General features: G+C 64.8%; 23 protein-coding genes. 13 read left to right on the top strand and 10 right to left on the bottom strand.

Annotated elements, in window-relative coordinates:
- The first annotated feature begins 6 nt into the window (after positions 1–6).
- Both X265_RS06960 and X265_RS06955 read left to right on the top strand, forming a co-directional pair.
- Positions 7–1,116 carry a tetratricopeptide repeat protein gene (locus X265_RS06960; RefSeq protein ID WP_128964138.1) on the top strand — a complete coding sequence of 370 codons (1,110 nt, stop codon included), beginning with the start codon at positions 7–9 and terminating at the stop codon, positions 1,114–1,116.
- Between the two features lie 82 nt (positions 1,117–1,198).
- Positions 1,199–1,990 carry an inositol monophosphatase family protein gene (locus X265_RS06955; RefSeq protein WP_128964137.1) on the top strand — a complete coding sequence of 264 codons (792 nt, stop codon included), beginning with the start codon at positions 1,199–1,201 and terminating at the stop codon, positions 1,988–1,990.
- A gap of 60 nt (positions 1,991–2,050) precedes the next feature.
- Here X265_RS06955 and X265_RS06950 read toward each other — a convergent pair whose 3' ends face one another.
- From X265_RS06950 to X265_RS41915, 4 genes are all read right to left on the bottom strand, one after another.
- Positions 2,051–3,178, bottom strand: a complete 1,128-nt coding sequence (locus tag X265_RS06950) for an AAA family ATPase (RefSeq protein ID WP_128964136.1) — start codon at positions 3,176–3,178, stop codon at positions 2,051–2,053.
- Between the two features lie 165 nt (positions 3,179–3,343).
- On the bottom strand, positions 3,344–6,496 hold the full coding sequence (locus tag X265_RS06945; RefSeq protein WP_128964135.1) for a multidrug efflux RND transporter permease subunit: 3,153 nt from the start codon (positions 6,494–6,496) through the stop codon (positions 3,344–3,346).
- Positions 6,497–6,502: 6 nt separating this feature from the next.
- Positions 6,503–7,696 (bottom strand): efflux RND transporter periplasmic adaptor subunit, encoded by a 1,194-nt coding sequence (locus X265_RS06940; protein WP_128964134.1) that lies wholly within the window; start codon positions 7,694–7,696, stop codon positions 6,503–6,505.
- Between the two features lie 184 nt (positions 7,697–7,880).
- Entirely contained in the window at positions 7,881–8,003 is a 123-nt protein-coding gene (locus X265_RS41915; protein WP_283814961.1) for a hypothetical protein, read from the bottom strand.
- Positions 8,004–8,064: 61 nt separating this feature from the next.
- Between X265_RS41915 and X265_RS06935 the strand changes: the two genes are divergently transcribed.
- Together X265_RS06935 and X265_RS06930 are read left to right on the top strand one after the other, a co-directional pair.
- Positions 8,065–8,358, top strand: coding sequence for a type II toxin-antitoxin system RelE/ParE family toxin (locus X265_RS06935; protein ID WP_128964133.1), 294 nt, complete (start codon positions 8,065–8,067; stop codon positions 8,356–8,358).
- A gap of 4 nt (positions 8,359–8,362) precedes the next feature.
- On the top strand, positions 8,363–8,704 hold the full coding sequence (locus X265_RS06930; RefSeq protein WP_128964132.1) for an addiction module antidote protein: 342 nt from the start codon (positions 8,363–8,365) through the stop codon (positions 8,702–8,704).
- Here X265_RS06930 and X265_RS06925 read toward each other — a convergent pair.
- Positions 8,701–9,738: an SAM-dependent methyltransferase gene (locus X265_RS06925; protein ID WP_128964131.1), complete on the bottom strand. Its 1,038-nt coding sequence runs from the start codon at positions 9,736–9,738 to the stop codon at positions 8,701–8,703. The genes X265_RS06930 and X265_RS06925 overlap by 4 nt on opposite strands.
- Before the next feature lie 221 nt (positions 9,739–9,959).
- On the opposite strand from X265_RS06925, the gene X265_RS06920 reads away from it, so the two are divergent.
- From X265_RS06920 to X265_RS06905, 4 genes are read left to right on the top strand one after another with little or no spacing between them, the layout of a single operon-like run.
- Positions 9,960–10,979: a flagellar motor protein MotA gene (locus X265_RS06920; protein ID WP_164938453.1), complete on the top strand. Its 1,020-nt coding sequence runs from the start codon at positions 9,960–9,962 to the stop codon at positions 10,977–10,979.
- Between the two features lie 24 nt (positions 10,980–11,003).
- A complete protein-coding gene (locus X265_RS06915) occupies positions 11,004–12,032 on the top strand; it encodes a peptidoglycan -binding protein (RefSeq protein ID WP_128964129.1) in 1,029 nt (342 codons plus the stop codon).
- On the top strand, positions 12,032–12,478 hold the full coding sequence (locus X265_RS06910) for a GNAT family N-acetyltransferase (RefSeq protein WP_128964128.1): 447 nt from the start codon (positions 12,032–12,034) through the stop codon (positions 12,476–12,478). The genes X265_RS06915 and X265_RS06910 overlap by 1 nt, the downstream gene beginning before the upstream one ends.
- Before the next feature lie 20 nt (positions 12,479–12,498).
- Positions 12,499–12,750: a hypothetical protein gene (locus X265_RS06905; protein ID WP_128964127.1), complete on the top strand. Its 252-nt coding sequence runs from the start codon at positions 12,499–12,501 to the stop codon at positions 12,748–12,750.
- 138 nt (positions 12,751–12,888) lie between these two features.
- On the opposite strand, the gene X265_RS06900 is transcribed toward X265_RS06905, so the two are convergent.
- Positions 12,889–14,739 (bottom strand): ABC transporter ATP-binding protein/permease, encoded by a 1,851-nt coding sequence (locus tag X265_RS06900; RefSeq protein ID WP_128964126.1) that lies wholly within the window; start codon positions 14,737–14,739, stop codon positions 12,889–12,891.
- 201 nt (positions 14,740–14,940) lie between these two features.
- On the opposite strand from X265_RS06900, the gene rpmE reads away from it, so the two are divergent.
- Positions 14,941–15,168: a 50S ribosomal protein L31 gene (gene rpmE / locus X265_RS06895; protein WP_011084323.1), complete on the top strand. Its 228-nt coding sequence runs from the start codon at positions 14,941–14,943 to the stop codon at positions 15,166–15,168.
- A gap of 123 nt (positions 15,169–15,291) precedes the next feature.
- Here rpmE and rcdA read toward each other — a convergent pair whose 3' ends face one another.
- Complete coding sequence (rcdA, locus tag X265_RS06890; protein ID WP_128964125.1) at positions 15,292–15,801, bottom strand: protease adaptor protein RcdA; 510 nt, start codon at positions 15,799–15,801, stop codon at positions 15,292–15,294.
- 487 nt (positions 15,802–16,288) lie between these two features.
- A complete protein-coding gene (locus tag X265_RS06880; protein ID WP_128964124.1) occupies positions 16,289–16,480 on the bottom strand; it encodes a DUF1192 domain-containing protein in 192 nt (63 codons plus the stop codon).
- A 127-nt stretch (positions 16,481–16,607) separates the two neighbouring features.
- Between X265_RS06880 and X265_RS06875 the strand changes: the two genes are divergently transcribed.
- On the top strand, positions 16,608–17,606 hold the full coding sequence (locus tag X265_RS06875) for an NAD(P)H-quinone oxidoreductase (protein ID WP_128964123.1): 999 nt from the start codon (positions 16,608–16,610) through the stop codon (positions 17,604–17,606).
- Between the two features lie 139 nt (positions 17,607–17,745).
- Entirely contained in the window at positions 17,746–20,622 is a 2,877-nt protein-coding gene (locus tag X265_RS06870) for an EAL domain-containing protein (RefSeq protein WP_164938452.1), read from the top strand.
- Positions 20,623–20,807: 185 nt separating this feature from the next.
- Here X265_RS06870 and X265_RS06865 read toward each other — a convergent pair whose 3' ends face one another.
- Positions 20,808–21,071, bottom strand: coding sequence for a DUF7662 domain-containing protein (locus X265_RS06865; protein ID WP_164938977.1), 264 nt, complete (start codon positions 21,069–21,071; stop codon positions 20,808–20,810).
- Positions 21,072–21,215: 144 nt separating this feature from the next.
- On the opposite strand from X265_RS06865, the gene X265_RS06860 reads away from it, so the two are divergent.
- On the top strand, positions 21,216–22,712 hold the full coding sequence (locus tag X265_RS06860; protein ID WP_128964122.1) for a sensor domain-containing diguanylate cyclase: 1,497 nt from the start codon (positions 21,216–21,218) through the stop codon (positions 22,710–22,712).
- Positions 22,713–22,850: 138 nt separating this feature from the next.
- Here the strand turns inward: X265_RS06860 and X265_RS06855 are convergent, their stop codons facing one another.
- A complete protein-coding gene (locus X265_RS06855; RefSeq protein WP_128964121.1) occupies positions 22,851–23,726 on the bottom strand; it encodes a UTP--glucose-1-phosphate uridylyltransferase in 876 nt (291 codons plus the stop codon).
- 202 nt (positions 23,727–23,928) lie between these two features.
- Between X265_RS06855 and X265_RS06850 the strand changes: the two genes are divergently transcribed.
- Positions 23,929–25,299: a lytic murein transglycosylase gene (locus tag X265_RS06850; protein WP_188637355.1), complete on the top strand. Its 1,371-nt coding sequence runs from the start codon at positions 23,929–23,931 to the stop codon at positions 25,297–25,299.
- Positions 25,300–25,368: the final 69 nt, after the last annotated feature.

Genomic DNA, 25,368 nt, shown 5'->3' with positions numbered 1-25,368 from the left:
GGTGCCATGAAGCTTCCTCGCATCACGCTTCTGGCCGCGCTGCTGCTGGCGACGCAGCTCCTGGCAATGCCTGCGGCCGCGCAGCTTCAGATCACGCCGCCGGGCACGATCCCAAGTCCTGCGCCCGAAAAGCAGAAGTCCAAAGAACCGGCCAAGGAAAAGCCCAAGGTCGCGCCGCACACGATCACCAAGAAGAAGGAGGCCGCGCCGGCGCCGAAGCCGTCGGCCTCGCCGAGCCCGACCCTGCCTGCGACCGTGATCCCCGCGCCGCCATCAGACAATCCCAACGTCGATCTGGTGTTCGGTGCCTATCAGCGCGGCCAGTACAAGACCGCCTTCAACCTGGCCAGCGAGCGCGCCAAGGCCGGCGACGCCAAGGCCATGACCATGCTGGGCGAGCTGTATTCCAACGCCATGGGCATCCGGCGCGACTACGCCAAGGCGGTGGAATGGTACAAGCGCGCCTCCGACGCCGGCGACCGCGAGGCGATGTTCGCGCTGGCCATGCTGCGCATCGCCGGCCGCGGCGGTCCCGTCGACAAGGCCGAGGCGGTCAAGCTGATGGCCTCCGCCGCCAAGCTCGGCGAGCCTAAGGCGGCCTATAATCTCGCCTTGCTCTATCTGGACGGCCAGACCCTGCCGCAGGACGTCAAGCGCTCCGCCGAGCTGCTGCGCCAGGCGGCCGATGCCGGCCTGCCCGAGGCGCAATACGCGCTCGCGACCTTCTACAAGGAAGGCACCGGCGTGCCGAAAGACCTCGAACGGTCAGTGCGGCTGCTCCAGGCGGCCGCGCTGGCCGACAATGTCGATGCCGAGGTCGAATATGCCATCGCCCTGTTCAACGGCACCGGCACGCCGAAGAACGAGCCCGCGGCCGTGGCGTTGCTGCGCAAGGCGTCCCGCCAGGGCAGCGCGATCGCGCAGAACCGCCTCGCCTGGGTGCTGATCAACGGCATGGGCGCGCCCGTGGACAAGGTCGAGGGTTTCAAATGGCATCTGGTGGCCAAGACCGGCGGCAAAGGCGACCCGGAGCTCGACAAGGAGCTGGCCGATCTGCCCGCGGAGGACCGTGCCAAGGCGGAGGCCGCCGCCAAGAGATGGCTCGGGACCAAATGACTTGACCTGAGGCCCCCCGCGGGGCACCCAATCTCCTCAAATGGCGCTCTTTCGCGCCCCTCCCCCATCAAAGACTGACCTCATGCTGTATTCCGCTACTATCAACGTCATGGTCAAAGCCGCGCGCCGCGCCGGCCGCAGCCTCAAGCGCGATCTCGGCGAGATCGAGCATCTCCAGGTCTCGCTGAAGGGGCCCGCCAATTTCGTCTCGCTCGCCGACAAACGCGCCGAGGAGATCCTCTACCAGGACCTCGCCAAGGCGCGGCCCGGCTACGGCTTCATCGGCGAAGAGGGGGGCACCCGCGAGGGCACCGACAAGAGCCACACCTGGATCGTCGATCCGCTCGACGGCACCACCAACTTCCTGCATGGCATTCCGCAATTCGCGATCTCGATCGGCCTTGCCCGCGAGGGCACCGTGATCGCCGGCGTGATCTACAACCCCGCCAATGACGAGCTCTACATCGCCGAGCGCGGCAAGGGCGCCTTCCTCAACGACCAGCGCCTGCGCGTCGCCGGCCGCCGCCAGCTCAATGAATGCGTGGTGGCCTGCGGCCTGCCCCATATCGGCCGCGGCGACCACGAGGAATTCCGCCGCGAGATGACCGCGATCCAGGATCGCGTCGCGGGCCTGCGCCGCTTCGGTGCCGCCTCGCTCGACCTCGCCTTCGTCGCCGCCGGCCGCCTCGACGGCTATTGGGAGCGCAATTTGCAATCCTGGGACATCGCCGCCGGCATGCTGATGGTGCGCGAAGCGGGCGGGACGATCAGCGACATCAACACCCCGGGCGATGCCTTGGTCACGGGCGACGTGGTGTGCGGGAACGAGTACGTGCACGGGGAATTGGTGAGGATTTTGCGGAAGCCGGCGTAAGGCGAGAGCACCCCCTCCAAATCGTCATTCCGGGGCAGCGCGAAGCGCTGAGCCCGGAATTCATTCGTCATCCTCCTCCGCTTCCTCCTCGCGGTATTCCCCGCCGAGGGTCAGGCCCTCGATCATGGTGGCGCCTTTCTGCTTGATCACCCGGCGAAGCGGGACCGAGCTCTCGCTTCGCAAGGCTTCCATCAGCTGCTCCGAATGGGTGACGATCCAGATATCGGCGCGGCTTGATGCCTTGGCGATCAGCCGGGCCAAGGGCGCCAGCAGCGACGGATGCAGGCTGGTCTCGGGTTCGTTCAGCGCGATGAACGGCGGCAGCCGATAGCCCATGAACACGGCGAGCAGGCAGATGTATTTCAGCGTCCCGTCGGACAGTTCATGCGCCCTGAACGGGCGCGGCATGTCCTCCAGTTGCAGATCGAAATCGCACAAACCGCCCTGCTCCCAGGCGCGGAGATCGGCGCCTGGGAACGCATCCTGGATCGCGTCCTGCAATTCGGTGGCGTCCTGCCTGATCGTATAGAGTGTCGCCAGGGCCGCTGCCAGATCGCTGCCATCGGCACTGAGCGAGGGCGTCGTGATCGCGAGACACGGCTTTCGGATCGGCGAGGCCGGATCGGTGCGGAAGTCGTGATAGAACCGCCATCCCAGCATGGCGTTTCTGATCAGATCGATCTCGGGGCATTGCTTGCCGTCGTAAAATCCCGCGAGCGCCGTCTCGGACGGCAGCACCGCATCCTTGTGGCTGCTCCATGTGCCGCCGTCGTCGCGGACGCTGACGAGCGAATTCTTCCGCTCCATCAACTTGACCGTTCGCTTGCCCTGCGTCGCCTCGATGCTTTCTTCCTTGATCATCGGCTCGCCGGCAAACGCCGCCGCAAGCGGGCTGGGAAATCCGATCTCTATTGAATATTTCAGGCGCTCGAATCTCGCCGACAATCGCAGTCGTCCGTCCTCGCCGCGCTTGCGGATGCCGGACCAGCAGACCGAATTCAACCCACCTTCGTCGGCGATCGTGCGCGTGATCCGCCCGGTCGCCGCGTCGCGCAACAGCGACAGGGATTTGTAGAGGTTGGATTTGCCGACGCCGTTCTCGCCCACGAACACGGACAAGGGGTGAATGGGTATGGAGAGCCGCCTGATCGAGCGATAGTTCGAGATTGCAATGTCGGTCAGACGCATCAGGTGCTCTCAATCGGCAAGGGTGGCCGTGCATTCAGCGTGGTGCGAATGAAAGCTCCTTCAATCCAGGGATGCAGTCTGGATTGACGAACCCGGGAAGGCAAGCTCTCTGCTTGTCATTCCGGGGCGCGCCTCTTGGCGCGAGCCCCGGAATGACAATGTGCCCTATGGCTTCACCGGCGCCGGTGGCCCATACGCCTCGGCGCTCGTCGCCACCTTCTCCCGATCGCCCGCCAGCACGCGCTGCACCGAGACGAAGAACACCGGCACCATCAGCAAGGCCAAAATCACCACCGCGATCATGCCCCCCATCACGACGCTGCCGAGCGCCTGCTGGCTGGCGCCGCCAGCACCATGCGCAATCGCCATCGGCAGCACGCCGCAGATGAAGGCAAGGCCGGTCATCAGGATCGGGCGGAAGCGCAGGCGACAGGCTTCGATGGTTGCCTCCACCAGCGGCCTGCCCTCTTTGCGCAGATCCTTGGCGAATTCGATGATCAGGATCGCATCCTTGGCGGCGAGGCCGATGATGGTGATCAGGCCGACGGTGAAATAGACGTCGTTGGGCAGGCCGCGCAGCATCGCCGCCACCACCGCGCCGACGATGCCGAGCGGCACGGTGAGCAGCACCGCAAGCGGAATGGTCCAGCTCTCATAGAGCGCGGCCAGGCACAGGAACACCACGAAGACGGAGAGCGCCAGCAGGAACGGCGCCTGCGAACCCGACAGCTTTTCCTGGAGCGACTGGCCGGTCCATTCATAGCCGAAGCCGCGCGGCAGCTTGCCGGCCAGCCTCTCCATCTCGGCGATCGCATCGCCCGAGGTGAAGCCGGGCTTGGCCTCGCCCGAGATGCGCACCGCCGGATAATAGTTGAAGCCGGCGATCTGGGTGGGACCGCGCGACCATTCGACCGATGCGAAGGACGAGAACGGCACCAGCTGGCCGCGAGAGTTCTTGACGTTGTAGTTGAGGATGTCCTCGGTCTTCATGCGATCGCGGCTGTCGGCCTGCACCACGACGCGCTGCATGCGGCCGCGGTTCGGGAAGTCGTTGATGTAGTTCGAGCCGAGATTGGTCGAGACCGTGTTGTTGATGTCCTCGAAGGTGACGCCGAAGGCGCCGGCCTTCTCGCGATCGATCACGAGATTGACCACGCCCGTCTCGGGCAGGCCCTCGACATAGACCTTCTGCAGCACCGGGCTGGCATTGGCTTCCGCGATCAGCTGGTCGGCGGCGCGCATCAGGGCCGGATAGCCCTTCTGCCCGCGATCCTGCAGACGGAACGAAAAGCCCGAGGAGTTGCCGAGATTGTCGATCGGCGGCGGCTGCAACGCCGAGATTTTTGCATCGCGGATCAAGGCGCCGAGATCGCGGTTGATGTCATCGACGATGGCCGCGGCGGAGTCCTTCGGACCGCGCTCCGACCAGTCCTTCAAGGTGATGAAGGCCTGCGCCGTGTTCATGCCCTGGCCGGAGAAGCTGAAGCCGGTGAGGAAGGTGACGTTGTCGATCCCGGGCCGCTGCGCCAGATATTTTTCCACTTTCTCGATCACCGCCTCGGTGCGGCCGTAGGACGAATCCGATGGCGTTTGCACGTCGGTCGTCACAAAACCCTGGTCGTCGACCGGCAGGAAGCCGCCCGGCAGGCTGACAAAGGCCCAGGACAACCCAACCAGCAGCGCAGCATAGACCATCATCAAACGGCCGGTGCGCTTCAGCGAGAAACCGACGGTGCGGGAATAGCCCTCCTTGCCGCCTTCGAGCATGCGGTTGAACCAGCCGAACACGCCACGCCTGGCGTGACCGTGGCCGGCCGGGACGGGCTTGAGCAGCGTCGCGCACAGCGCCGGCGTCAGCGACAGCGCCAGGAAGGCGGAGAAGCCGATCGCCGCGACCATGGTGACCGAGAACTGGCGATAGATGATGCCGACCGAACCCGGAAAGAACGCCATCGGCACGAACACCGCCATCAGCACCAAGGTGATGCCGATGATGGCACTGGTGATCTGCGACATGGCCTTGCGGGTTGCCTCCTTCGGCGACAGGCCTTCCTCGGCCATGATGCGCTCGACGTTCTCGACCACGACGATGGCGTCGTCGACGAGGATGCCGACCGCGAGCACCATGCCGAACATGCTGAGCATGTTGATGGAGTAGCCGGCGAGCAGCAGCGTGGTGCAGGCCCCGAGCAGCGCCACCGGCACCACGATGGTTGGAATGATGGTGTAGCGGATGTTCTGCAGAAATAGGAACATCACCACGAACACCAGCACGACGGCCTCTAGCAGGGTCGACAGCACCTTCTTGATCGATGCCTCGACCACGGGCGTGATGTTGTAGGGGATCTCGTAACTGATGTTGGCCGGGAAGAAGCGCGACAGCTCCTTCATCTTCTCTTCGACGGCACTCGCGGTCGCCAGCGCATTGCCGGTCGGCGACATTAGGACGGACAGGCCCGCGGTCGGCTTGCCGTTCAGGCGCGTGTTGAACTGATAGCTGAGGCCACCGACCTCGATGCGCGCGACGTCGCGCAGGCGCACGGTGGAGCCATCGGCGTTGGCGCGCAGGATGATGGCGCCGAACTCGTCAGGCGAGGACAGCTGGCCCTTGACCAGCACCAGCGCCGAGGTGCGCTGGGTCGCGGTCGACGGCTCCGCACCGATGCTGCCCGAGGCGACCTGCGCGTTCTGCGCCGATATCGCCTTGTTGACATCATCGGCGGTGAGGCCATAGCCGACCAGCTTGGCGGGATCGACCCAGACGCGAAGACTGCGCTCGGTCGAATACAGCGTGGCGCGGCCGACGCCGGGAATGCGCCTGATCTCGCCGAGCACGTTGCGGATCATGAAGTCGCCGAGGCCGACCTCGTCGAGGCTGCCGTCGGTCGAGTTCAGCGTGATGATCTGCAGCACCGCGCTGGAGGCTTCCTCGATCAAAATGCCCTGCTGGATCACCGCGCGCGGCAGGCGCGCCTCGACGCGCTTGATGCGGTTCTGCACCTCGACAGAGGCTGCGCTGGTGTCGGTGCCCGGCTGGAAGTTCGCAGTGATCTCGACCTGGCCGAGCGAGTCGCTGGTCGATTCGAAATTGAGGATGCCAGAGGCGCCGTTGAGCTCCTCCTCGATCAGCCGCGTGACGCTGTTGTAGAGGTTTTCGGGCGACGCGCCGGGGTAGCTCGTCGAGATCGAGATCGAGGGCGGCGCGATGATCGGATATTGCGCGATCGGCAACAGCGGGATCGAGATCGCGCCGATCAGACAGATGAACAGCGCGACGACCCAGGCGAAGATCGGCCTGTCGATGAAGAAGCTCGGCATGGCGGATTACCGCACGACCTTGAGGGCGCGCCTGTTGTCCGCACTCGCCTCGGCCTCGGACCAGGATTGCGGCTTGACCTTGTCGCCGGCCGCAAACTTCTGGAAGCCTTCGACCACGACCTTGTCGCCGGCCTTGAGGCCGTCAGTGACGAACCAGACGCCGTCCTGCACCGAGCCAGTGCGGATCGGCTGCACCGCGATGCGATTGTCGTCCTTGACGACGAACACCTCGCTGCCGCCGCCGCCATTGCGCTGCACAGCCTGTTGCGGCACCGCGATCGCGTCGGAGTCCAGGCCCTGCTCGATGCGGACGCGGACATACATGCCCGGCAGCAGCTCGCGCTTGGGATTGCGGAACTCGCCGCGCAAGGTCACCTGCCCGGTATGCGCGTCAACCTTGGCATCGGAGAACAGCAGCTTGCCGTCGAGCGCGTAGATCGTATTGTCGTCGAGCACGAGACGGACCTTGGCCGCATCCGCCTCGATGCGGTCAAGATCGCCGCTCTCGAAGGCGCGGCGCAGCTGGTTGAGCTCGGTCACCGACTGGGTGAAGTCCGCATAAATGGGATCGAGCTGCTGCACGGTGGCGAGATTGGTCTCGTTCTGCACGACCAGCGCGCCCTCGCTGACCAGGGCAGCGCCGACCACGCCGTCGATCGGCGCGCGCACGGTCGCATAGTCCAGGTTGAGCTTGGCCCGCGCGAGGTCGGCCTTGCGCCCTTCGACTTCGGCCTGGGCTTGGCGCTCGGCTGCGATGGTTTTTTCGTTCTCGGCTTCCGGCGCGGCACGCTGGCTGGTCAGCGTCGCGATACGGCGCGCCTGCTGCTGCGCCTGCATCAACGCGGCTTCAGCCTTGGCAAGTCCGGCCTCATTGGCCATGACCTCGACCTCGAACGGACGCGGATCGATGCGATAGAGCGGATCGCCTGCCTTCACTTCGCTGCCCTGCCGGAACAGGCGTTCGACGACGATGCCCGACACGCGCGGCCGCACTTCGGCGACGCGCGTCGGCGAGATCCGGCCGGGCAGCTCACGCACCACGGCGCGGGCTTGCGGCTTGACGGTGACGATGCTGACATCGGGTTCGATCGGCTGCGCCGCGGAGACGGCGGATGAGGATTCGTCGCAAGCACCGAGCAGCGGCGCAAAGGCCGCGAGCATCAGTGCAACGCATGCCGATCGCGCTCGTAGTCCTGACATGAAGTTAAGTGCCCCAAAATTGTTGGCTGATGCGGTCAAAATAGAATGGACGTGCTGCGACGCAACGCATCGCCCGGGCGGCTCAATGTCACACGCCCTATCGCTCTGAGTTCTGGTGATTTTTTGGGACTCACCTGATTGTGAGTCGGGTTCCATCACGGCGTGCTGCGACAGAACACCGCAATCAATCCGCGGCCTTCACCCGATAGTGGCTGACGCCCCACTCCGTTCCGTCGGCGTAGCCGAACAGGCCCGACGTCGCGAGGAAGAACCGGCGCCAGCGCGGCGTGACAACGCGCCCAGCCAAAGCGATTGCCTCGTTCTTTGAGGACTTGCCCTCCTGTGAACTATGGATTACAGATCAGTTCGTGGTCGATGTTGTACAGACAGAAGCATTTCGGAGCTGGCTTGCCGGATTACACGACCGTCGCGCAGTTGCGCGCATCGCAAGCCGAATCGCATTGATCGAACGCGGCGCACTTGGCGACGTGAAGTCTTTGGGAGCGGGCCTGTCTGAATTCAGAATTGACTACGGCCCGGGCTATCGACTCTATGCGGCACAACGTGGAGCCGTGACGGTCATCCTGCTCTGCGGTGGCGACAAGCGAAAGCAATCTGCGGACATCAAGCGGGCACGGGCCATGCTTGAGGAACTGGAGTAGTGCAATGGCGCTGAAAACAACACCATTTGATGCGGCGGAATATTTGGATACGCCGGAAGCACAAGCCGAATTCATTACGGCTGCGCTGGAGACAGGCGACGCGGCATTCATTCGTGACTCCGTGAATACCGTTGCGCGTGCCCGCGGCATGAGCGAGATAGCAAAATCGACGGGGCTGAGCCGCGAGGGGTTGTACAAGGCCCTCGGCGAGACCGGAAATCCGGAGTTCTCGACAATGCTGGGGGTATTGCGCGCGCTTGGCTTAGGTCTGACTGCGCGCCCCTTATCCAGGAAGCCAAGTAAGCCGCGCAAAACAGCAAAGCCGCGAGCCAGCAAGGCTGCTTAGGCGCAAAGGTCCGCCGCCTTCATCCGATAGTGGCTGACGCCCCATTCCGTTCCGTCGGCGTAGCCGAACAGGCCTGACGTCGCGAGGAAGAACCAGCGCCAGCGCCGCATCCATAACGCGGTGTCCTCGCGATAGACGTTGCGCAAAATGGCTTCGATGGCGTCGCGATGAGCGTCGAAATTGGCGAGCCAGTCGTTGGCCGTGCGCTGATAATGCGTGCCGCTCCAGCGCCACTCCCTCTCGATTGCAAAGATATCGTCATATTGCCGGACGAGATGATGACTCGGCATGAGGCCGCCCGTGAAGAAATGCTGCGCGATCCAGTCCTCGCGATTGGCCTGGTCGAACAGATAGGAGCCGACGCGATGGGTGAAGATCTGCATGAAGAAGCGTCCCTCCGGAGCAAGCCATGACTGCACGCGCGTCATCAGCTTGCGCCAGTTCATCATGTGCTCGAACATCTCGATCGAGACGATACGGTCGAACTGGCCATCGGGGGCGAACACGTTCATGTCTGATGTGACGACGCGCAGATTCGTCATGCCGCGGCTCTGCGCCATCTCTTCGATATAGGCGCGCTGCGACCGTGAGTTCGAGACCGCGGTCACCTTGGCATGCGGAAACTGCCGCGCCATCCACAGCGACAGGGCGCCCCAGCCGCAGCCGAGCTCGAGGATGGTCTGTCCATCTGCGAGACCGGCATGCTCGACGGTCTGACGCAGCGCCTCCTCCTCTGCCTCCTGCAGCGTCGTCGCGTCGGTCCTGTAGAAGCAGGAGGAGTATTTCCGGTTCGGTCCCAGCACCTGCGCGAAGAAGGTTTGCGGCACTTCGTAGTGCTGGGTGTTGGCGGCGTCGGCGTGCTCGGCGATCGACCTCAGCATCATCCGCCCGGCGAAGGCGGCATCGTCGGCCGCATCATGCGCGGCGAGACGGGTTGCCGTGCGGGAGCACAGGCGCTGGATCGCGGCGCGGACCACCACATCGGGCAAGGGCACGCGTTCGGCAGTCCCCATGATCGCGGAAACGACGCTCACGCAGCCCTCCCCTGGTCCAGTCCCGGCGGGCGGAGCCGTGCAAAAACCGAGCCCTGCCCGCGGGATGCCGAAGTTTTGCAGCCTATGTGCGTATCAAAGCCCGGTTTCAGCTTTGGGTTCCCGCCCCTCCCACCGAAATCCGCGCAGCCGGCGCTTTTTTTGCCCCGGCGCTGTGCCATAGTGCGGAAGCAAGCAAGCTTTCGTAATGGATGATACCGGCCATGCCGTCAGGCGCCTCGCCCCGCTCCACCATCGAGATCGAGTACACAAAACTGTCCTCGCCCAGCGTCTTCCTGGTGCGGATGCTGGTCTTCCTGGTGCTGTGCGCGCTGGTGGGCGTCGTGCTCTACAAGCAGATCATCCAGGCCTTCTTCGCCAACCCTGGTTTGAACGCCCTGATCGGGGCCGTGCTGTTCATCGGCATCGTGCTGGCCTTCCGGCAGGTCATCCGCCTCTATCCCGAGGTCTCCTGGGTCAACAATTTCCGCATCGCCGATCCCGGCCTCGCGCCGGCCCGGCACCCCAAGCTGCTGGCGCCGATGGCGATGATCCTGGGCGGCGAGCGCACCGGGCGGATGTCGATCACCCAGACCACGATGCGGCATCTGCTGGATTCGATCGCGACGCGCCTCGATGAAGCCCGCGATATCTCCCGCTACATGACCGGCCTGCTCGTCTTCCTCGGCCTGCTCGGCACCTTCTGGGGCCTGATCGAGACGGTCGGCTCGGTCGGCAAGGTGATCGACGGCCTCAAGGTCGGCGGCGATGCCGGCGCGCTGTTCGACACGCTGAAGGAGGGCCTCGCCGCCCCGCTCGGCGGCATGGGTATTTCGTTTTCGAGCTCGCTGTTCGGCCTCGCCGGCTCGCTGATCCTCGGCTTCCTCGATCTGCAATCGAGCCAGGCGCAGAACCGCTTCTACACCGACCTCGAGGACTGGCTCGCCACCACCGTGCGCGAATACGGCAGCAGCGAAGTCACCGCCGTCGCGAGCAGTGGCGGCGTTGCCAGCGGCGAGCTCCAGGCGGCGGTCGAGCGGCTTCGCTCCGTGCTCGAGGAGGGCAGCGCCAGCCGCGGCACCACGGCGGCGATGGCGAGCCTCGCAGAGGCCATCCAGGCGCTGGTCTCGCACATGCGGACCGAGCAGCAGATGATCCGGGAATGGGCCGACGGCCAGGGCGAGCAAAACCGCGAGATCCGCCGCCTGCTGGAGCGCATCGCGCGCCAGCCGGAGAAGAGTTAGGCAATCAGCATTTGAGAGGCGAGCATGGCTCTAGCCCGCGGCCGCCGCAGCGAAGGCGCCTTCAACTACTGGCCCGGATTCGTCGACGCGCTGTCGACGCTGGTGCTGTCGATCGTCTTCCTGCTCTCGGTGTTCCTGGTCGTGCAGTTCTTCCTGTCGCAGGAGGTGACCGGCAAGGACAAGGCGCTGGAGCAGCTCAACGCCAAGATCGCCCAGCTCACCGAGCTCTTGTCGCTCGAGAAGCTCGGCAAGCTCTCGCTCGACGACGAGGTTTCGCAGCTGAAGGCCGGCCTCGCCTCGGCCGAGAACGAGCGCGACCGCATGAAGGGCCTCTATGAAGGCCTCGCCAATGCCGGCAACGATGCGCAAGGCAAGACCGCCGAGCTCGGCAAGGCGCTGGATTCCGAGAAGGCGGTGTCGGCGCGGGCGCTGGCGCAGATCGAGGTGCTGAACCAGCAGATCAGCGCGCTGCGCCGGCAATTGGCGGCGCTGGAAGAGGCGCTCGATGCCAGCGAGAAGCGCGACAAGGAATCGCAGAACCGCATCGCCGATCTGGGCTCGCGCCTCAACGTCGCCCTGGCGCAGCGCGTGCAGGAATTGTCGCGCTACCGCTCCGAGTTCTTCGGCCGCCTGCGCGCCATCCTCGGCAACCGCCCCGACATCCGCGTCGTCGGCGACCGCTTCGTGTTCCAGTCCGAAGTGTTCTTCGACACCGGCCAGGCGACGCTGCTGCCCGAGGGCAAGGCCGAGCTGGACACCGTGGCAAACGCGCTGATCGAGCTCGACAAGAAGATCCCACCCGAGATCGCCTGGGTGCTGCGCGTCGACGGCCACACCGACGTGCGCCCGGTGAACGGCCCGAACTTCAAGTCGAACTGGGACCTGTCGTCGGCGCGCGCGATCTCGGTGGTGCAATATCTGATCTCGCTCGGCGTGCCGGCCCAGCGCCTGGTCGCCGCAGGCTTTGCCGAATTCCAGCCGCTCGACCCGGGCAACACCGAGGAGGCCTACAAGCGCAACCGCCGCATCGAGCTGAAGCTGACGGAGCGGTAGTGAGCACGCTCCACCTCCGCCCCTACGCGGCCACTGACGAAGCGGCGGCGATCGATCTCTGGCATCGCACCTGGCAGCAGGCCTATCCGCAGATCGATTTCGCCGCGCGGCTCGACTGGTGGCGCGAGCGCTGGCGCAAGGATCTGGTGCCGAAGTCCCAGATCGTCGTCTCGGAACAGGACGGCGCACTGACCGGTTTCGTGACCATCGACGGGGACGGCTATCTCGACCAGCTCGTGGTCGATCCCGATCATTGGGGCTCGGATGCAGCAAGGCTGCTGGTCGATGAGGCCAAGCGGCTGTCGCCTTCTGGGGTCACGCTGCTGGTCAACAAGGACAACGCCCGCGCCATCCGCTTCTACGAACGCAACGGCTTTGCCCATGCCGGCGACGACGTGAACCCGACCTCGGGCCGGCCGGTGCTGAAGATGGCGTGGCGGCCGTGACTGATGGACGGAGTGAATCGATGCGGCTGAACGACCTGGCCAAAGGATCTTCGGTCTTTCTGGGCGTGATCGTCGCGGGTTACGTGTCGACCGTTTATGTCGACCAGCGCTTGGCCCCGCCGCCCAAGGCTGCAAGTGAGAGCAAGGATCCGCCAACTCCGACGAACAGCCAGCCTCCCGCCGACGGCGGATCGGCCTGTATCGGTGAGGGCGGGAGCTGGAAGAACTGGCCGTGGCCCAACGTGCCGATGGGCTCGCCGAAGTGTAAATAGACTCCGCGAGCGCAGTTACAGTGGGGGTGCGCGACTCCTTCTACGCGTCATTGCGAGCGCAGCGAAGCAATCCAGAGTCGTCCCGCAGATGCAGTCTGGATTGCTTCGCTGCGCTCGCAATGACGGTGGAGAGAGCTCCTAAGCCCCCTCGAACTGCAACCTCGCCAGCCGCGCATAGAGCCCGTTCGCGGCGACGAGCTCGGCATGCGTGCCCTGCTCGACGATCCTGCCCTGGTCCATCACCAGGATGCGGTCGCAGGACAACACGGTTGCGAGGCGATGCGCGATCACCAGCGTGGTGCGGTGGCGCATCAGCTCCTCGAGCGCGGTCTGCACCAAGGTCTCGCTTTCGGCATCGAGCGCCGAGGTGGCTTCATCGAGCAATAATAGCGGTGCATCGCGCAGGATCGCGCGGGCGATGGCGATGCGCTGGCGCTGGCCGCCCGACAGCGTCACGCCGCGTTCGCCGAGCGGGGTGTCGAAACCTTCCGGCAGGCGGCGGATGAACTCGGCGGCATGCGCGAGCTCGGCGGCGCGCTCGACCTCGGCATCATCAGCGTCGGGCCGGCCGAAGCGGATGTTCTCGCGCGCGCTCGCCGCGAACACGTTGGATTCCTGCGGCACCAGCGCAATGCGGGCGCGGAAATCGCGCGGGTCGGCTGATTTCACCGGCACGCCGTCGAGCGAGATCGCGCCATTGCGCGGATCGTAGAAGCGCAGCAGGAGATGGAAGATCGTGCTCTTGCCGGCGCCGGACGGGCCGACGATCGCGACCTTCTCGCCGGGCCGCACGGCAAACGACACCGCATCGAGCACATTGACGTCGGGACGCGCGGGATAGGCGAAGCTGACGCGATCGAAGCCGACCTCGCCGCGGGCCGGCACCGGCAGCGCGCGCGGCGATGCGGGCGCTGCGATCTCAGGCTTCACGTGCAAGATCTCGAACAGCCGTTCGGCGGCCCCTGATGCAGCCGACACCTCGCCCCAGACCTCGCTGAGCTGGCCGAGACCGGCGGCCGCGAAGGCCGCATAGAGCACGAACTGGCCGAGCCGGCCTGGCGTGATCGTACCCGTGAGGACGTCATGCGAGCCGATCCAGAGGATGCCGACTACGCTTGCGAACACGATGAAGATGACGATGGCGGTGAGAACGGCGCGAGCCTGCGTGGACGTGCGCGCGGCCTCGTAGGCCTGCTCGACCTCGCCGCCAAAGCGCTTCGCGGCCAGCCCTTCGCTGGTATAGGCCTGCACGGTGCGGATCGCGCCGACCAGCTCGCCGGCATAGGCGGACGCATCGGCCAGCGTGTCCTGCGCGTTGCGCGACAGCCGCCGCACCCAGCGGCCAAAGGCGACCAGCGGCAGCACGATCAGCGGGATCGCCAGCAGCACGAAGCCTGACAGCCGCGGGCTGGTAATCACCATCATCGCCGCAGCGCCGAAGAACATCATGAGGTTGCGCAGCGCGATCGACACGGAGGCGCCGACGGCCGATTTGATCTGCGTGGTATCGGCGGTGAGCCGCGACACCAGTTCGCCGCTGCGCGCGGAATCGAAGAAGGACGGCGACAGCGAGAGCAGATGGCCGAACACGTCGCGCCTGAGATCGGCGACGATGCGCTCGCCGATCGTCATCACCAGATAGTAACGCGAAGCGCTCGCGAGCGCGAGCACGGCCACCACCGCGATCATTACTGAGAAATAGCTGTTGATCAGCTCGATCCCCTCGGGCGTCAGGCCGAAGTCGATCATCCGCCGCACCGCGACCGGCACCAGTAGCGTGGTCAGCGCAGCGACCGTGAGAGCGACAAAGGCCAGCGCCGCCCGGCCGCGATAGCGGCTGACATAGGGCGCAAGGGCCATCAGCGGGCGCAGCTTGGCGCGACTCTTGGCGGGCTGCTCGATCAGCTCGGCCTCGACCGAGGGAGCCTCCGCCGGCGCGCTGTCGCGCGCGTCGCGGTACTGGTCGTCAAGCCGTTCCACTGCGCTCATGAGATCGGACCTAAGGAAGAGGAGATAACCCCACATAGGCCGGTGCAAGGGTAGTGGCAAATCCGGTAAGTCCCTTAGGGGACCGCCCGGTTCTCCTGTCCCCACAATGGCTTGTTTTAAGGGGGCCCGTGAGGTATAGACCGGCCAAATCCGTCATTCGATAGTCACTCAAGCAAGGCGCCGGTCGCCCTAGGAATTGCCATGAAAGCCGAAATTCATCCGGATTATCATACGATTAAGGTCGTGATGACCGACGGAACCGAGTACCTGACCCGCTCCACCTGGGGCAAGGAAGGCGACACGCTGAACCTCGACATCGACCCGAAATCGCACCCGGCCTGGACCGGCGGCAACGCCCAGATCATGGATCGCGGCGGCCGCGTCTCGCGCTTCCAGAAGAAGTTCTCGGGCTTCCTCAAGAAGGATTGATCCCGCCGCAAGGCTGGAGACGAAAAACGCCCCCGGGAGACCGAGGGCGTTTTTATTTTTGTCCGTCATTCCGGGGCGCCCGAAGGGCGAGCCCGGAATGACGAAAGAGATTGTTGATCGACCTTACCGCTCGAACGCGGCCTTCAGGGCGTTGAGGTGCGGCACGAGCGGATTGCCGATCGACATGGGCTCGGCCGGCGGGTTGTGGATCGAGCTGTCGAGGCGGCGCACGCGGGTCTGCAGGCTCATCGAGCGATGGATCAGGTCCTGCAGCTGCGCCGGCAGTTTCTCGATGGTGTCGGCGGGGCCGGGATCGGCGGCGCTGAGCTTGACCTTCGTCTTCTCGCGGTTGGCCTGGACCAGCGTCATCTCGCCTTCCTTCACGGCGCGGTGCAGCAACAGCCACGAGGCGAGCTGCATCAGGCGCGTGGTCAGGCGCATGCTCTCGGTCGCGTAAGTGAGGCTGACGGCACGGTCGAGCGCCTTGGCCTCGGTACGGCCGGCGCCGTCGAGGTAGGCCGCGGTTTCTTCGACCAGATCCATGCCTTCGCGGAACAGAGCGCCAAAGGCCGCAGAATTGGTGAACCGCTCGCTGAGTTGAACGAGAGCACCGTCGGCTTGCAAACGTTCCATGGTTAACGCCCCTTACGCAACTGTTTACCTGTCCGGCTTTGGCGCCGGCTTATGATGAACAAATCATTGCGCGCGGGAAGGGCGGAGTCCAGCGACAAGCGCGGATATGGTTTCCGCGGGTCATCCCCCCGGAATTCAACCGGAAATGGACAAAAAAAGAGCCGCCGGAAACCGGCGGCTTTGAAAGTTGATAACAGGGAGGCGTCAAACAGAGTGGACAGGAGCCACTCGGTGTCCAAACGAGGACAGCTCCAGTCATAAACTCGAAAGCTTAATGGCGCGTAAACGAGCCAAATTTTTGAGAGTTCGTTAGTCATGTCGGTCATTGGACGAGTGTAACAGCGTGCTCTTTCCACCGTCATTCTGGGGCGGCGCGTAGCGCCGAGCCCGGAAATCCATTGCGCGGCCGCCTGTGCTGCCTGATGGATTCCGGGCTTGTGGCTTCGTCGCGCCCCGGAATGACGGCGGAAAGAGTTCGGCGCGACGCCTACGTCTTGAAGAAACTGTTCGCCGCATCGCGCGAGGCGCGCTTCTTGGTGGCGGCTTCTTCCAGTCGGCCGATTTCGGTCTTCAGCAAGGCGACGCGCTCGGTCAGTTCCTCGACCGACAACAGTGAGAGATCCTGTCCGATCTCGTGGGTGACCTTCTTGCGCGGACGGTCGTCGTCTTCCATCGCCATCGTCCTTCCTCCTCTCGTCCGCGGACCGGACCACACGCTTGATATACGGCTTGGGCGGTTGCCAGCCCGGACTGCGCTGGCTAATCAAAGGCCTCGTTCCCCTCGCACCTTTGCTCAAGGACACATCATGGACAAGCTGCCCGCGCAAATGACCGTGGTCGCCATCTCCAAGCCCGGTGGACCCGAGGTGCTGGTGCCGGAACAACGCCCCCTTCCGCAGCCGGGTCCCGATGAGATCCTGGTCAAGGTGATGGCTGCCGGCGTCAACCGGCCCGACGTCGCGCAGCGCTCCGGGGCCTATCCGCCGCCGCCCGGCGCCAGCGACCTGCCCGGTCTGGAAATCGCCGGTGAGGTGGTCGCGGTCGGCAGCAACGCCAAGCGGCACAAGGTCGGCGACATCGTGATGTCGCTGGTCGCCGGCGGCGGCTACGCGCAGTACTGCATCGCGCAGGACGCCCAGGCGATGAGCGTGCCCTCGGCACTGTCGATCAAGGAAGCCGGTGCGCTGCCGGAAACCCTGATGACGGTCTGGCACAACGTGTTCGAACGCGGCGGCCTGAAGGCCGGCGAGACGCTGCTGATCCATGGCGGCTCCTCGGGCATCGGCACCATGGCGATCCAGCTCGCCAAGGCGTTCGGCGCCAAGGTGTTCGTGACCGTGGGCTCGCAGGACAAGGTCGATGCCTGCCTCAAGCTCGGGGCCGACCGCGCGATCAATTACAAGACCGAAGACTTCGTCGCTGTCGTCAAGGAAGAGACGGACAAGGTCGGCGTCAACCTGATCCTCGACATGGTCGCCGGCGACTATGTCGACCGCAATTATGACGCCGCCGCCGTCGACGGCCGTATCGTACAGATCGCAACCCTCAACGGTCCCAAGATCACCGCGAACATCGCCAAGGTGATGGTGAAGCGGTTGACCCATACCGGCTCGACCTTGCGGCCCCGTAGTAATGCGGACAAGGCGGCGATGGTGGCTGCGATTGAAGCGAAAGTGATGCCGCTGTTGCGCGAGGGCCGTGTCAAACCGCTGATGGACAGCGCTTTCCCGCTGGAAAAGGCCGCCGACGCACACCGGCGCATGGAGACCTCGGCACATATTGGCAAAATTGTGTTGGAGGTCTAGGCCGCTGACCCACCAAGCGAGGCGGAAACCCTTTGATTTTCCTCGCTTTCGTGGCATCTATCGCGAACCGCCGAACCAATTCCGTTCGGCGTGAAATCGTCTTGCAGACTGAGTTTGCGTCGAACGCGGAGAACTGACCTTGCGTCTGATCAGGTGCCTCGCGCCCATTGCGCTGGGCCTCATGATTCTTGTCGCCGCGTCGCCTGCACGCGCGCTTGACGCCGTCAGCGTCCGCGGCGACGCGCCGGCGATCGACCTCACCGGTGTGCTCGAGCATCAGCGCAGCGACACGGACCGCATCCAGGTCTCCACCGCCCCCGGCACCGACGGCATCGTCCGTCGCATCGAGGTGCGCGCCCGCGAGGGCGGCCAGAACTGGGTGGTGTTTGCGCTTGCCAACAATACCGACGACCAGCTCGACCGTCTGATCGTCGCCCCGCATTATCGCATCGTGTCCTCGGGCCTGCTATGGCCCGACCTCGGCCTGTCACGCATCGCGACCATCACGCCGTCCATTGGCGACCGGCCGGACCGCCAGGAGAGCGCGACCGCCGACGTGTTCCGCGTCACGCTCGACCCCGGCGCCGTCGTCACCTTCGTCGCGGAACTGCGCACCGACAAGCTGCCGCAGCTCTATCTGTGGGAGCCCGAAGCCTACAAGGACAAGGTCAACTCCTTCACGCTCTACCAGGGCATCGTGATCGGAATCTCCGGACTTCTGGCTCTCGTTCTCACCATCTTGTTCGTAGTGAAGGGCAGCATCATGTTCCCGGCGGCCGCGGCGCTGGCCTGGGCGGTGCTGGTCTATATCGGGGTCGATTTCGGCTTCTGGGGCAAGGTGCTCGATATGTCGAACAACGCCGAGCGCATCTGGCGGGCGGCGGGTGAAGCGATCCTGGCAGCGACGCTCCTGGTGTTCCTGTTCGCCTATCTCAACCTCAGTCGATGGCATGTGCGCTATTCGCACATCACGGTCGGCTGGCTCGCCTTCCTTGGCTCGCTGGTCGCGCTCGCGCTGTTCGACCCCGCCGTGGCGTCCGGCATCGCCCGCATCTCGCTGGTGCTGATCGCCTTCGCCGGCTTCGCGCTGATCGTCTATCTCTCGACCCACGGTTTCGACCGTGCGGTGCTGCTGATCCCGACCTGGTTCCTCCTGGTGGTCTGGGTGGTCGCGGCCGGCATGACGGTGGCAGGCTCCGTCACCAACGATATCGTCGGCCCTGCCCTGCTCGGCGGCCTCGTGCTGATCGTGATGCTGATCGGCTTCACGGTGATGCAGCACGCCTTTGCCGGCGGCGGTGCCACGACCGGCGTGGTATCCGACATCGAACGCCGCGCGCTCGCGCTGGCCGGCTCCGGCGATCTGATCTGGGACTGGGACGTCTCCGCCGACAAGGTCTTCACCAGCCCCGAGACCGAAGCCCTGCTCGGCCTCAAGCGCGGCACGCTGGAGGGACCGGCGGCCTCCTGGCTCGAGGTGCTGCACCCGCTCGACCAGGACCGGTTCCGCGCCGCGCTGGACAGCGTGCTCGACCAGCGCCGCGGCCGCCTGGTGCAGGATTTCCGCCTGCGCACCCCCGATGGCCATTTCATGTGGTTCGCGCTGAAGGCGCGCCCGGTGGTCGGCTCCGACGGCGAGGTCTCGCGCGTGGTCGGCACGCTCACCGACGTCACGGAGCTGCGCAACGCCGAGGAGCGCCTGCTGCACGATTCCGTGCATGACAACCTCACCGGCCTGCCGAACCGGAAGCTGTTCATGGACCGGCTGGGCGCGGTGGCGAATTTCGCCAAGACCATGCCGACGCTGCGGCCGACGCTGATGGTGATCGACCTCGACCGCTTCAAGCAGGTCAACGATTCCGTCGGCATCGCGGTCGGCGATTCCATCCTGCTGACATTGGCCCGCCGTCTCACCCGCATCCTCAAACCCCAGGACACGCTGGCGCGGCTTGCCGGCGACCAGTTCGGCCTGATCCTCTTGTCCGAGCAGGACCCGGCCCGCATCACCGCCTTCGCCGAGACCATCCGCAAGACGATCCGCGCGCCGATCGCCTTCAACGACCGCGAGATCTTCCTGACGGCGTCGATCGGGCTCGCTTTGTCCGACCCTCAGACGCAACTGACGGACGAGATCATCAAGGACGCCGAGCTTGCGATGTATCATTCCAAGCGCATCGGCGGCGACCGCATCGACGTCTACAAGCCCGCGATGCGCGCGCGAAAGACCGACCGACTGACGCTGGAGAGCGAGCTGCGCCGCGCCATCGAGCGGCAGGAATTGACGATCCTGTACCAGCCGATCGTGCGGCTGGAGGATCGTTCGGTCGCGGGCTTCGAGGCGCTGGTGCGCTGGGACCATCCCAAGCTCGGGCGCATGGCGCCGTCGGAATTCATCACCGTCGCGGAAGAGACCGGCCTGATCGTCGACCTCGGCATGTTCGTGCTCGACCAGACCGCAAAGCAGCTCTCGGTCTGGCAGCGCGCGATGCGCTCGCGCGAGCCGATCTTCGCAAGTGTCAACGTCTCCTCCCGGCAGCTCCTGCGCCACGACCTCATCCACGACATCCGCACCGTGCTGTCGCGCTCCTCGGTGGCGCGCGGCACGCTGAAGCTGGAATTGACGGAATCGCTGGTGATGGAGAATCCGGAGCACGCCGCGCAAATGCTGACGCGGATCCGAGAGCTCGGCACCGGGCTGTCGCTCGATGATTTCGGCACCGGCCATTCCTCGCTCGCCTATCTCCAGCGCTTCCCGTTCGACACCATCAAGATCGACCAGTCCTTCGTCCGCACCACCAATCGCGGCACGCGGCCGGTGATCCTGAAGTCGATCATCGCGCTCGCGCATGATCTCGGCATGGACGTGGTGGCGGAAGGCGCCGAGACGGATTCCGACGCGGTCGAGCTCTATCAATTGGGCTGCGAATACGCGCAAGGCTTCGCCTTCGGCGAGCCGATGGATGCGGATGCGGCGATGCGGCTGCTCACGGAAGTGCGGCTGGAAGCGGCGAGCTGATCTGATCTCTCGACTCGCGCGCAATATCAAACCGTCATCCTGGGGCGTGAGCCATGCGACGCGAAGCGGCGCTTGGCCAGCCTCGAAGGATGAGCGGCCGAGATGCAGCCGGGCCGTCGCCCTTCGAGGCTCGTCCTGCGTTGCAGAACGAGCACCTCAGGATGACGGCGAGAGATTTTAGCCCTTCACCTTCGCCCGTCCTTCTTCCGCTTCGTGAACCGCACGCTCTGGCCGTCAGGCATCCTGGTCGCAACGAAGCCGGCAGCCAGGCAGGCTTCACGCTGGGGCATCTGGATGTCGGGGCTGCGCAGGCTATCCCACCATGAGGCACGGTTGGCCGCGCGCGGCAGGGCCGCGCCGATGATCTCCTCGATCTGCTCGAAGCTCAGCACGAATTCCGTCTGCTTCTGCCGCAGTAGGTAATCGCGGAGCGCGTCGTAATCGTTCACCGCCGTCCTCATCCTTTATCCACGGCCTGATCTGCGCAAAAGCGTGATCCGCGGAAACCAATTCTTAACTCATTGCAGCAGCCAAGTCGCGGCTTAAACACTGTGCAACATTTCAGGTGCATCCAGTAACGGCAGGAGCAATCGATGCTGTCTGGATGGCGCGACGTCACGGCCCGGCGGCCGTGGCGCATTTCGGCGAAGCTGCTGATCATCTCGTCCGTCGTGACGGTGATCGGCTTTTCCGCCATTTGCGTCAACGTCATGCTCGACATGCGCCGCGGCGAGGAGGCGCTCGCCCGCCAGACGCTGGAGAACCTGGCGACGACGATCGACGCCGACATCAGCCGCAACATCGAGGTCTACGATCTGTCACTGAAGGCGGTCGCCAGCAACATGCTGCTGCCCGAGATCGCCACCGTTGCAAAGCCGATCCGCCAGCTCATCCTGTTCGACCATGCCACGACGGCGCGGCATTTCGGCGCCATCCAGGTGTTCGATGCCGACGGCAAGCTGACCATCGACGCGTCCACGCTCGACCCGCAAGCCGAGAACCGCGCCGACGAGGACTATTTCACGGTTCACCGCGACAATCCCGGAGCCGGGCTGTTCATCAGCCGGCCGATGCTGTTCCGCGGCGCCTATTCGATCGTGCTGAGCCGGCGCATCAGCGACAGCGACGGCGGCTTCATGGGCGTGGTGGCCGGGTCGATCCGCTTCAGCTATTTCCACGAGCTGTTCGAGCGGCTCAGCCTCGATCCCGACGACACCATCACCGTGCTCAAGCGCGACCGCACCATTATGATGCGGCGGCCGTTCGATCTCGACGTCATCGGCAAGAACCTGGGAACGCGGCAGGACTGGAAGCCCGATAACCTCAGGGCGGGCGGATCCTATGCCGGCAAGGGACCTGTCGACGTGACGCCGCGTCTCTATGTGCGCAGCAGCGGCTCCGGTCCGCTGTTTGTCGTCGCAGGCAAACCCTTGGGCGCCGTATTCCAGCTCTGGCAGAAGGAAGCTTATCGCATCGGCGCGGTGGTGGTCGCGCTGATCCTGTTCATGCTGGGCTCGACGCTGGTGCTCGCCCGCGAGATCGGCCGCCGCGCCGAAGCCGAAAGCAAGCTCGAGGAGATGGCGACGACGGACGCGCTCACCGGCTTGCGCAACCGCCGCAAGTTCGATGCCGTCATCGACATCGAATGGCGGCGCGCCATGCGCGAGAAGACGCCGCTCGCGCTCCTGATGATCGATACCGATCACTTCAAGGCCTATAATGACACGTTCGGCCACCAGGCCGGCGACCAGGTGCTGGTCGGCATTGCCATCTGCATCTCCGATTCGGTTCGTCGCGCCGGCGACTGCGCCGCACGTTATGGCGGAGAGGAATTCGCCGTGCTGTTGCCGAACACCTCGGCCGCAGACGCCTTCAGGATCGCAGAGACGATTCGCGCCAAAGTGCAGGGCTGGTCCGACGGCGGGACGGGATCGACCGTCTCCTGCGGCATCGCCAGCCTCGTGCCCAGCGCCGGCATGGACTGGCCGATCCTGGTCGCGGCCGCCGACAAGGCGCTCTATGCCGCGAAAGCCGGCGGCCGCAACCAATCGGTGGTGGCGAGCCTGCCGCAGCTATCGCTGGTGGCGTGAGGCCTACTCTCTCGCCGTCATTGCGAGGAGCCCGCGACAAAATTGCGTAGCAATTTTGCGCTGGCGCGACGAAGCAATCCGGACTTCCTGCGCGGAAACATCTCTGGATTGCTTCGCTTCGCTCGCAATGACGAGCAGCTACTGCCCCAGATACTTCTTCATCTCCGCGATCAATCCTTCGCGCAGCTCCGGCCGCTTCAGCGCGTAGGCGATGTTGGCGCGAAGGAAGCCGGGCTTGGAGCCGCAATCATGGCGCTCGCCCTCGAACTCGACGCCGTAGAAGTTTTGCGATTTGGCGAGACCGATCATGGCATCGGTGAGCTGGATCTCGCCGCCGGCGCCGCGCTCCTGGGTCTCCAGGATCTTGAAAATCTCGGGCTGGAGGATGTAGCGGCCGGTGATCGAGAGGTTGGAGGGAGCGGTGCCCTTGGCCGGCTTCTCGACCATGCCGTCGACCTCGAACATCTTGCCGGTGCGCTTGCCGACGCCGCAGATGCCGTATTGATGGGTGAGATGATCGGGCACGGCCTCGACCGCGATCAAATTGGATTTCTCCCCGAGCGTTGCAGCCATCTCGATCATCTGCTTGAGGCAGCCCGGCGTGTTGAGCACGAGTTCGTCCGGCAGCACCACCGCGAACGGCTCGTTGCCGACGATGTCGCGCGCGCACCAGACCGCATGGCCGAGACCGAGCGGCGCCTGCTGGCGGGTGAAGCTGACGGCGCCGGCGTCCGGCTGGTTCTGTGCCAGGATTTCCTGCTCGGCCTTCTTGCCGCGCGCAGCCAGGGTCGCATCGAGCTCGAACATCCTGTCGAAATGATCTTCGATCACGTTCTTGTTGCGGCCGGTCACGAAGATGAAGTGCTCGATGCCGGCTTCCTGTGCCTCGTCATAGACGTACTGGATCAGCGGCTTGTCGACGATGGTGAGCATTTCCTTCGGCATTGCCTTGGTGGCAGGCAAGACGCGGGTGCCGAGGCCGGCGACGGGGAATACGGCTTTGCGGATCTTCATGTGGTGATCGAATACCTTGAGAGATGCGTGAACGAAGCAATGCGAGCTTGCTAGCCGGTTTGCAGCCGGTAACAAAGGCGGATGTAGGGCCCTTGCTTAGGGACTTGATGACAAGGCCGCCTACAAAATTTCACCTTTGTTAAGATATTGGCAACCGTAACGGGGCCTCCTGAAGGCGGATTTTTGGCCGGACAGGTGGGGCATGAGGCAATTGGTGACAGGCGTAGCGGGATCCTTGACCGGCGCAACAATGCTTGCGGTCGCCTCGCTGTTCCCGCTTCCGGCGCAGGCGCAGGCCCAGAACGGCTTGTCGAACCTGTTCGGCGGCATCTTTTCCGGACCAAGCTCGGCGCCCCAGGCCGCAGCGCCAGGCGGTGCCCAGCCCTGGAGCGGCGAAGACGGCGCGTCCGGTCATCCGCTGATGACGGCGGCCGCGATCCGCGAGGCTGCCGGCAATTTCAGCAATTGCGTCGCCGGCATGTGGCCCGATGCCGCACGTCGCGGCATCACGCAGGAGAATTTCCAGCGCTTCACCGAAGGCCTTGCCCCCGATCTGCGCATCATGGACCTGATGGATTCGCAGCCCGAGTTCTCCAGGTCGATCTGGGACTATCTCGACATCCTGGTGAACGATAACCGCCTCGCCAAGGGCAAGGAGATCCTCGCCAAGTACAAGGCGCAGTTCGACGCGACCGAGAGGGCCTATGGCGTCGACCGTTACATCATCGCCGCGATCTGGGGCATCGAGTCCAATTATTCGACGCAGATGGGCGACCGCAGCGTGCTGCAATCGACCGCGACGCTCGCCTGCATCGGCCGCCGCCAGGCCTACTTCAAGGATGAATTCCTCTCCGCGTTGGAGATCCTCAACCGGGGCGATCTGCGCCCCGAGCAGATGCGCGGCTCCTGGGCCGGCGCGTTCGGCCCGACCCAGTTCATGCCGACCGCGTTCAAGCGCTTTGCCGTGGACGGCGATGGCGACGGACGGCGCGACGTCGTCGACAATCCGACCGACCTGATCGCCTCAACTGCCAACAATTTGAAGAAGGACGGCTGGCAGAGCGGCCAGACCTGGGGCTTTGAGGTGGTGGTGCCCCAAGGGTTCAATTACATGCTGGCCGATCGCGCCAAGATGATGACGATCGCGCAGTGGGAGAAGCTCGGGCTCAAGCGGGCGACGGGCCAGCCGTTCCCGCATCCGGCGGAGAAAGCCTACCTGCTGGCGCCCGCCGGCGCGCAGGGCCCCGGCTTCCTGATGCTGCAGAACTTCCGGGTGATCATGAAGTACAACCCGGCCGAGGCCTATGCGCTGGCGATCGGCCACTTCGCCGACCGCCTGCGCGGCGGGCAGCCCTTCGTGCAGCCCTGGCCGCGGCAGGAGCGCGAATTGTCCCGCACCGAGCGGCTGGAACTCCAGCAGCTTCTGGCTCAGCGCGGCTTCTACAAGGGCACCCCGGACGGCCAGTTCGGCGGCCAGACCCGGGAGGCCCTGCGCAATTTCCAGGCCTCGATCGGGGTCCCCGCGGACGGATTTGCCTCCTCCGACGTGCTGGACCGGCTGCGCGGGCAGTAAAAGCGCGCCGAAAGTAACCTTGAAGCGGGGATTCCGGCCGTTCGGCGGTGTATGGGGCAGAAATCCGCG

Origin of the sequence: Bradyrhizobium guangdongense, from assembly GCF_004114975.1 — a bacterium.
In the GTDB taxonomy this organism is placed as follows: Bacteria; Pseudomonadota; Alphaproteobacteria; order Rhizobiales; family Xanthobacteraceae; genus Bradyrhizobium; species Bradyrhizobium guangdongense.
The sequence above is the reverse complement of the archived record's forward strand: the minus strand, read 5'-3'. Positions and strand labels throughout refer to the sequence as shown.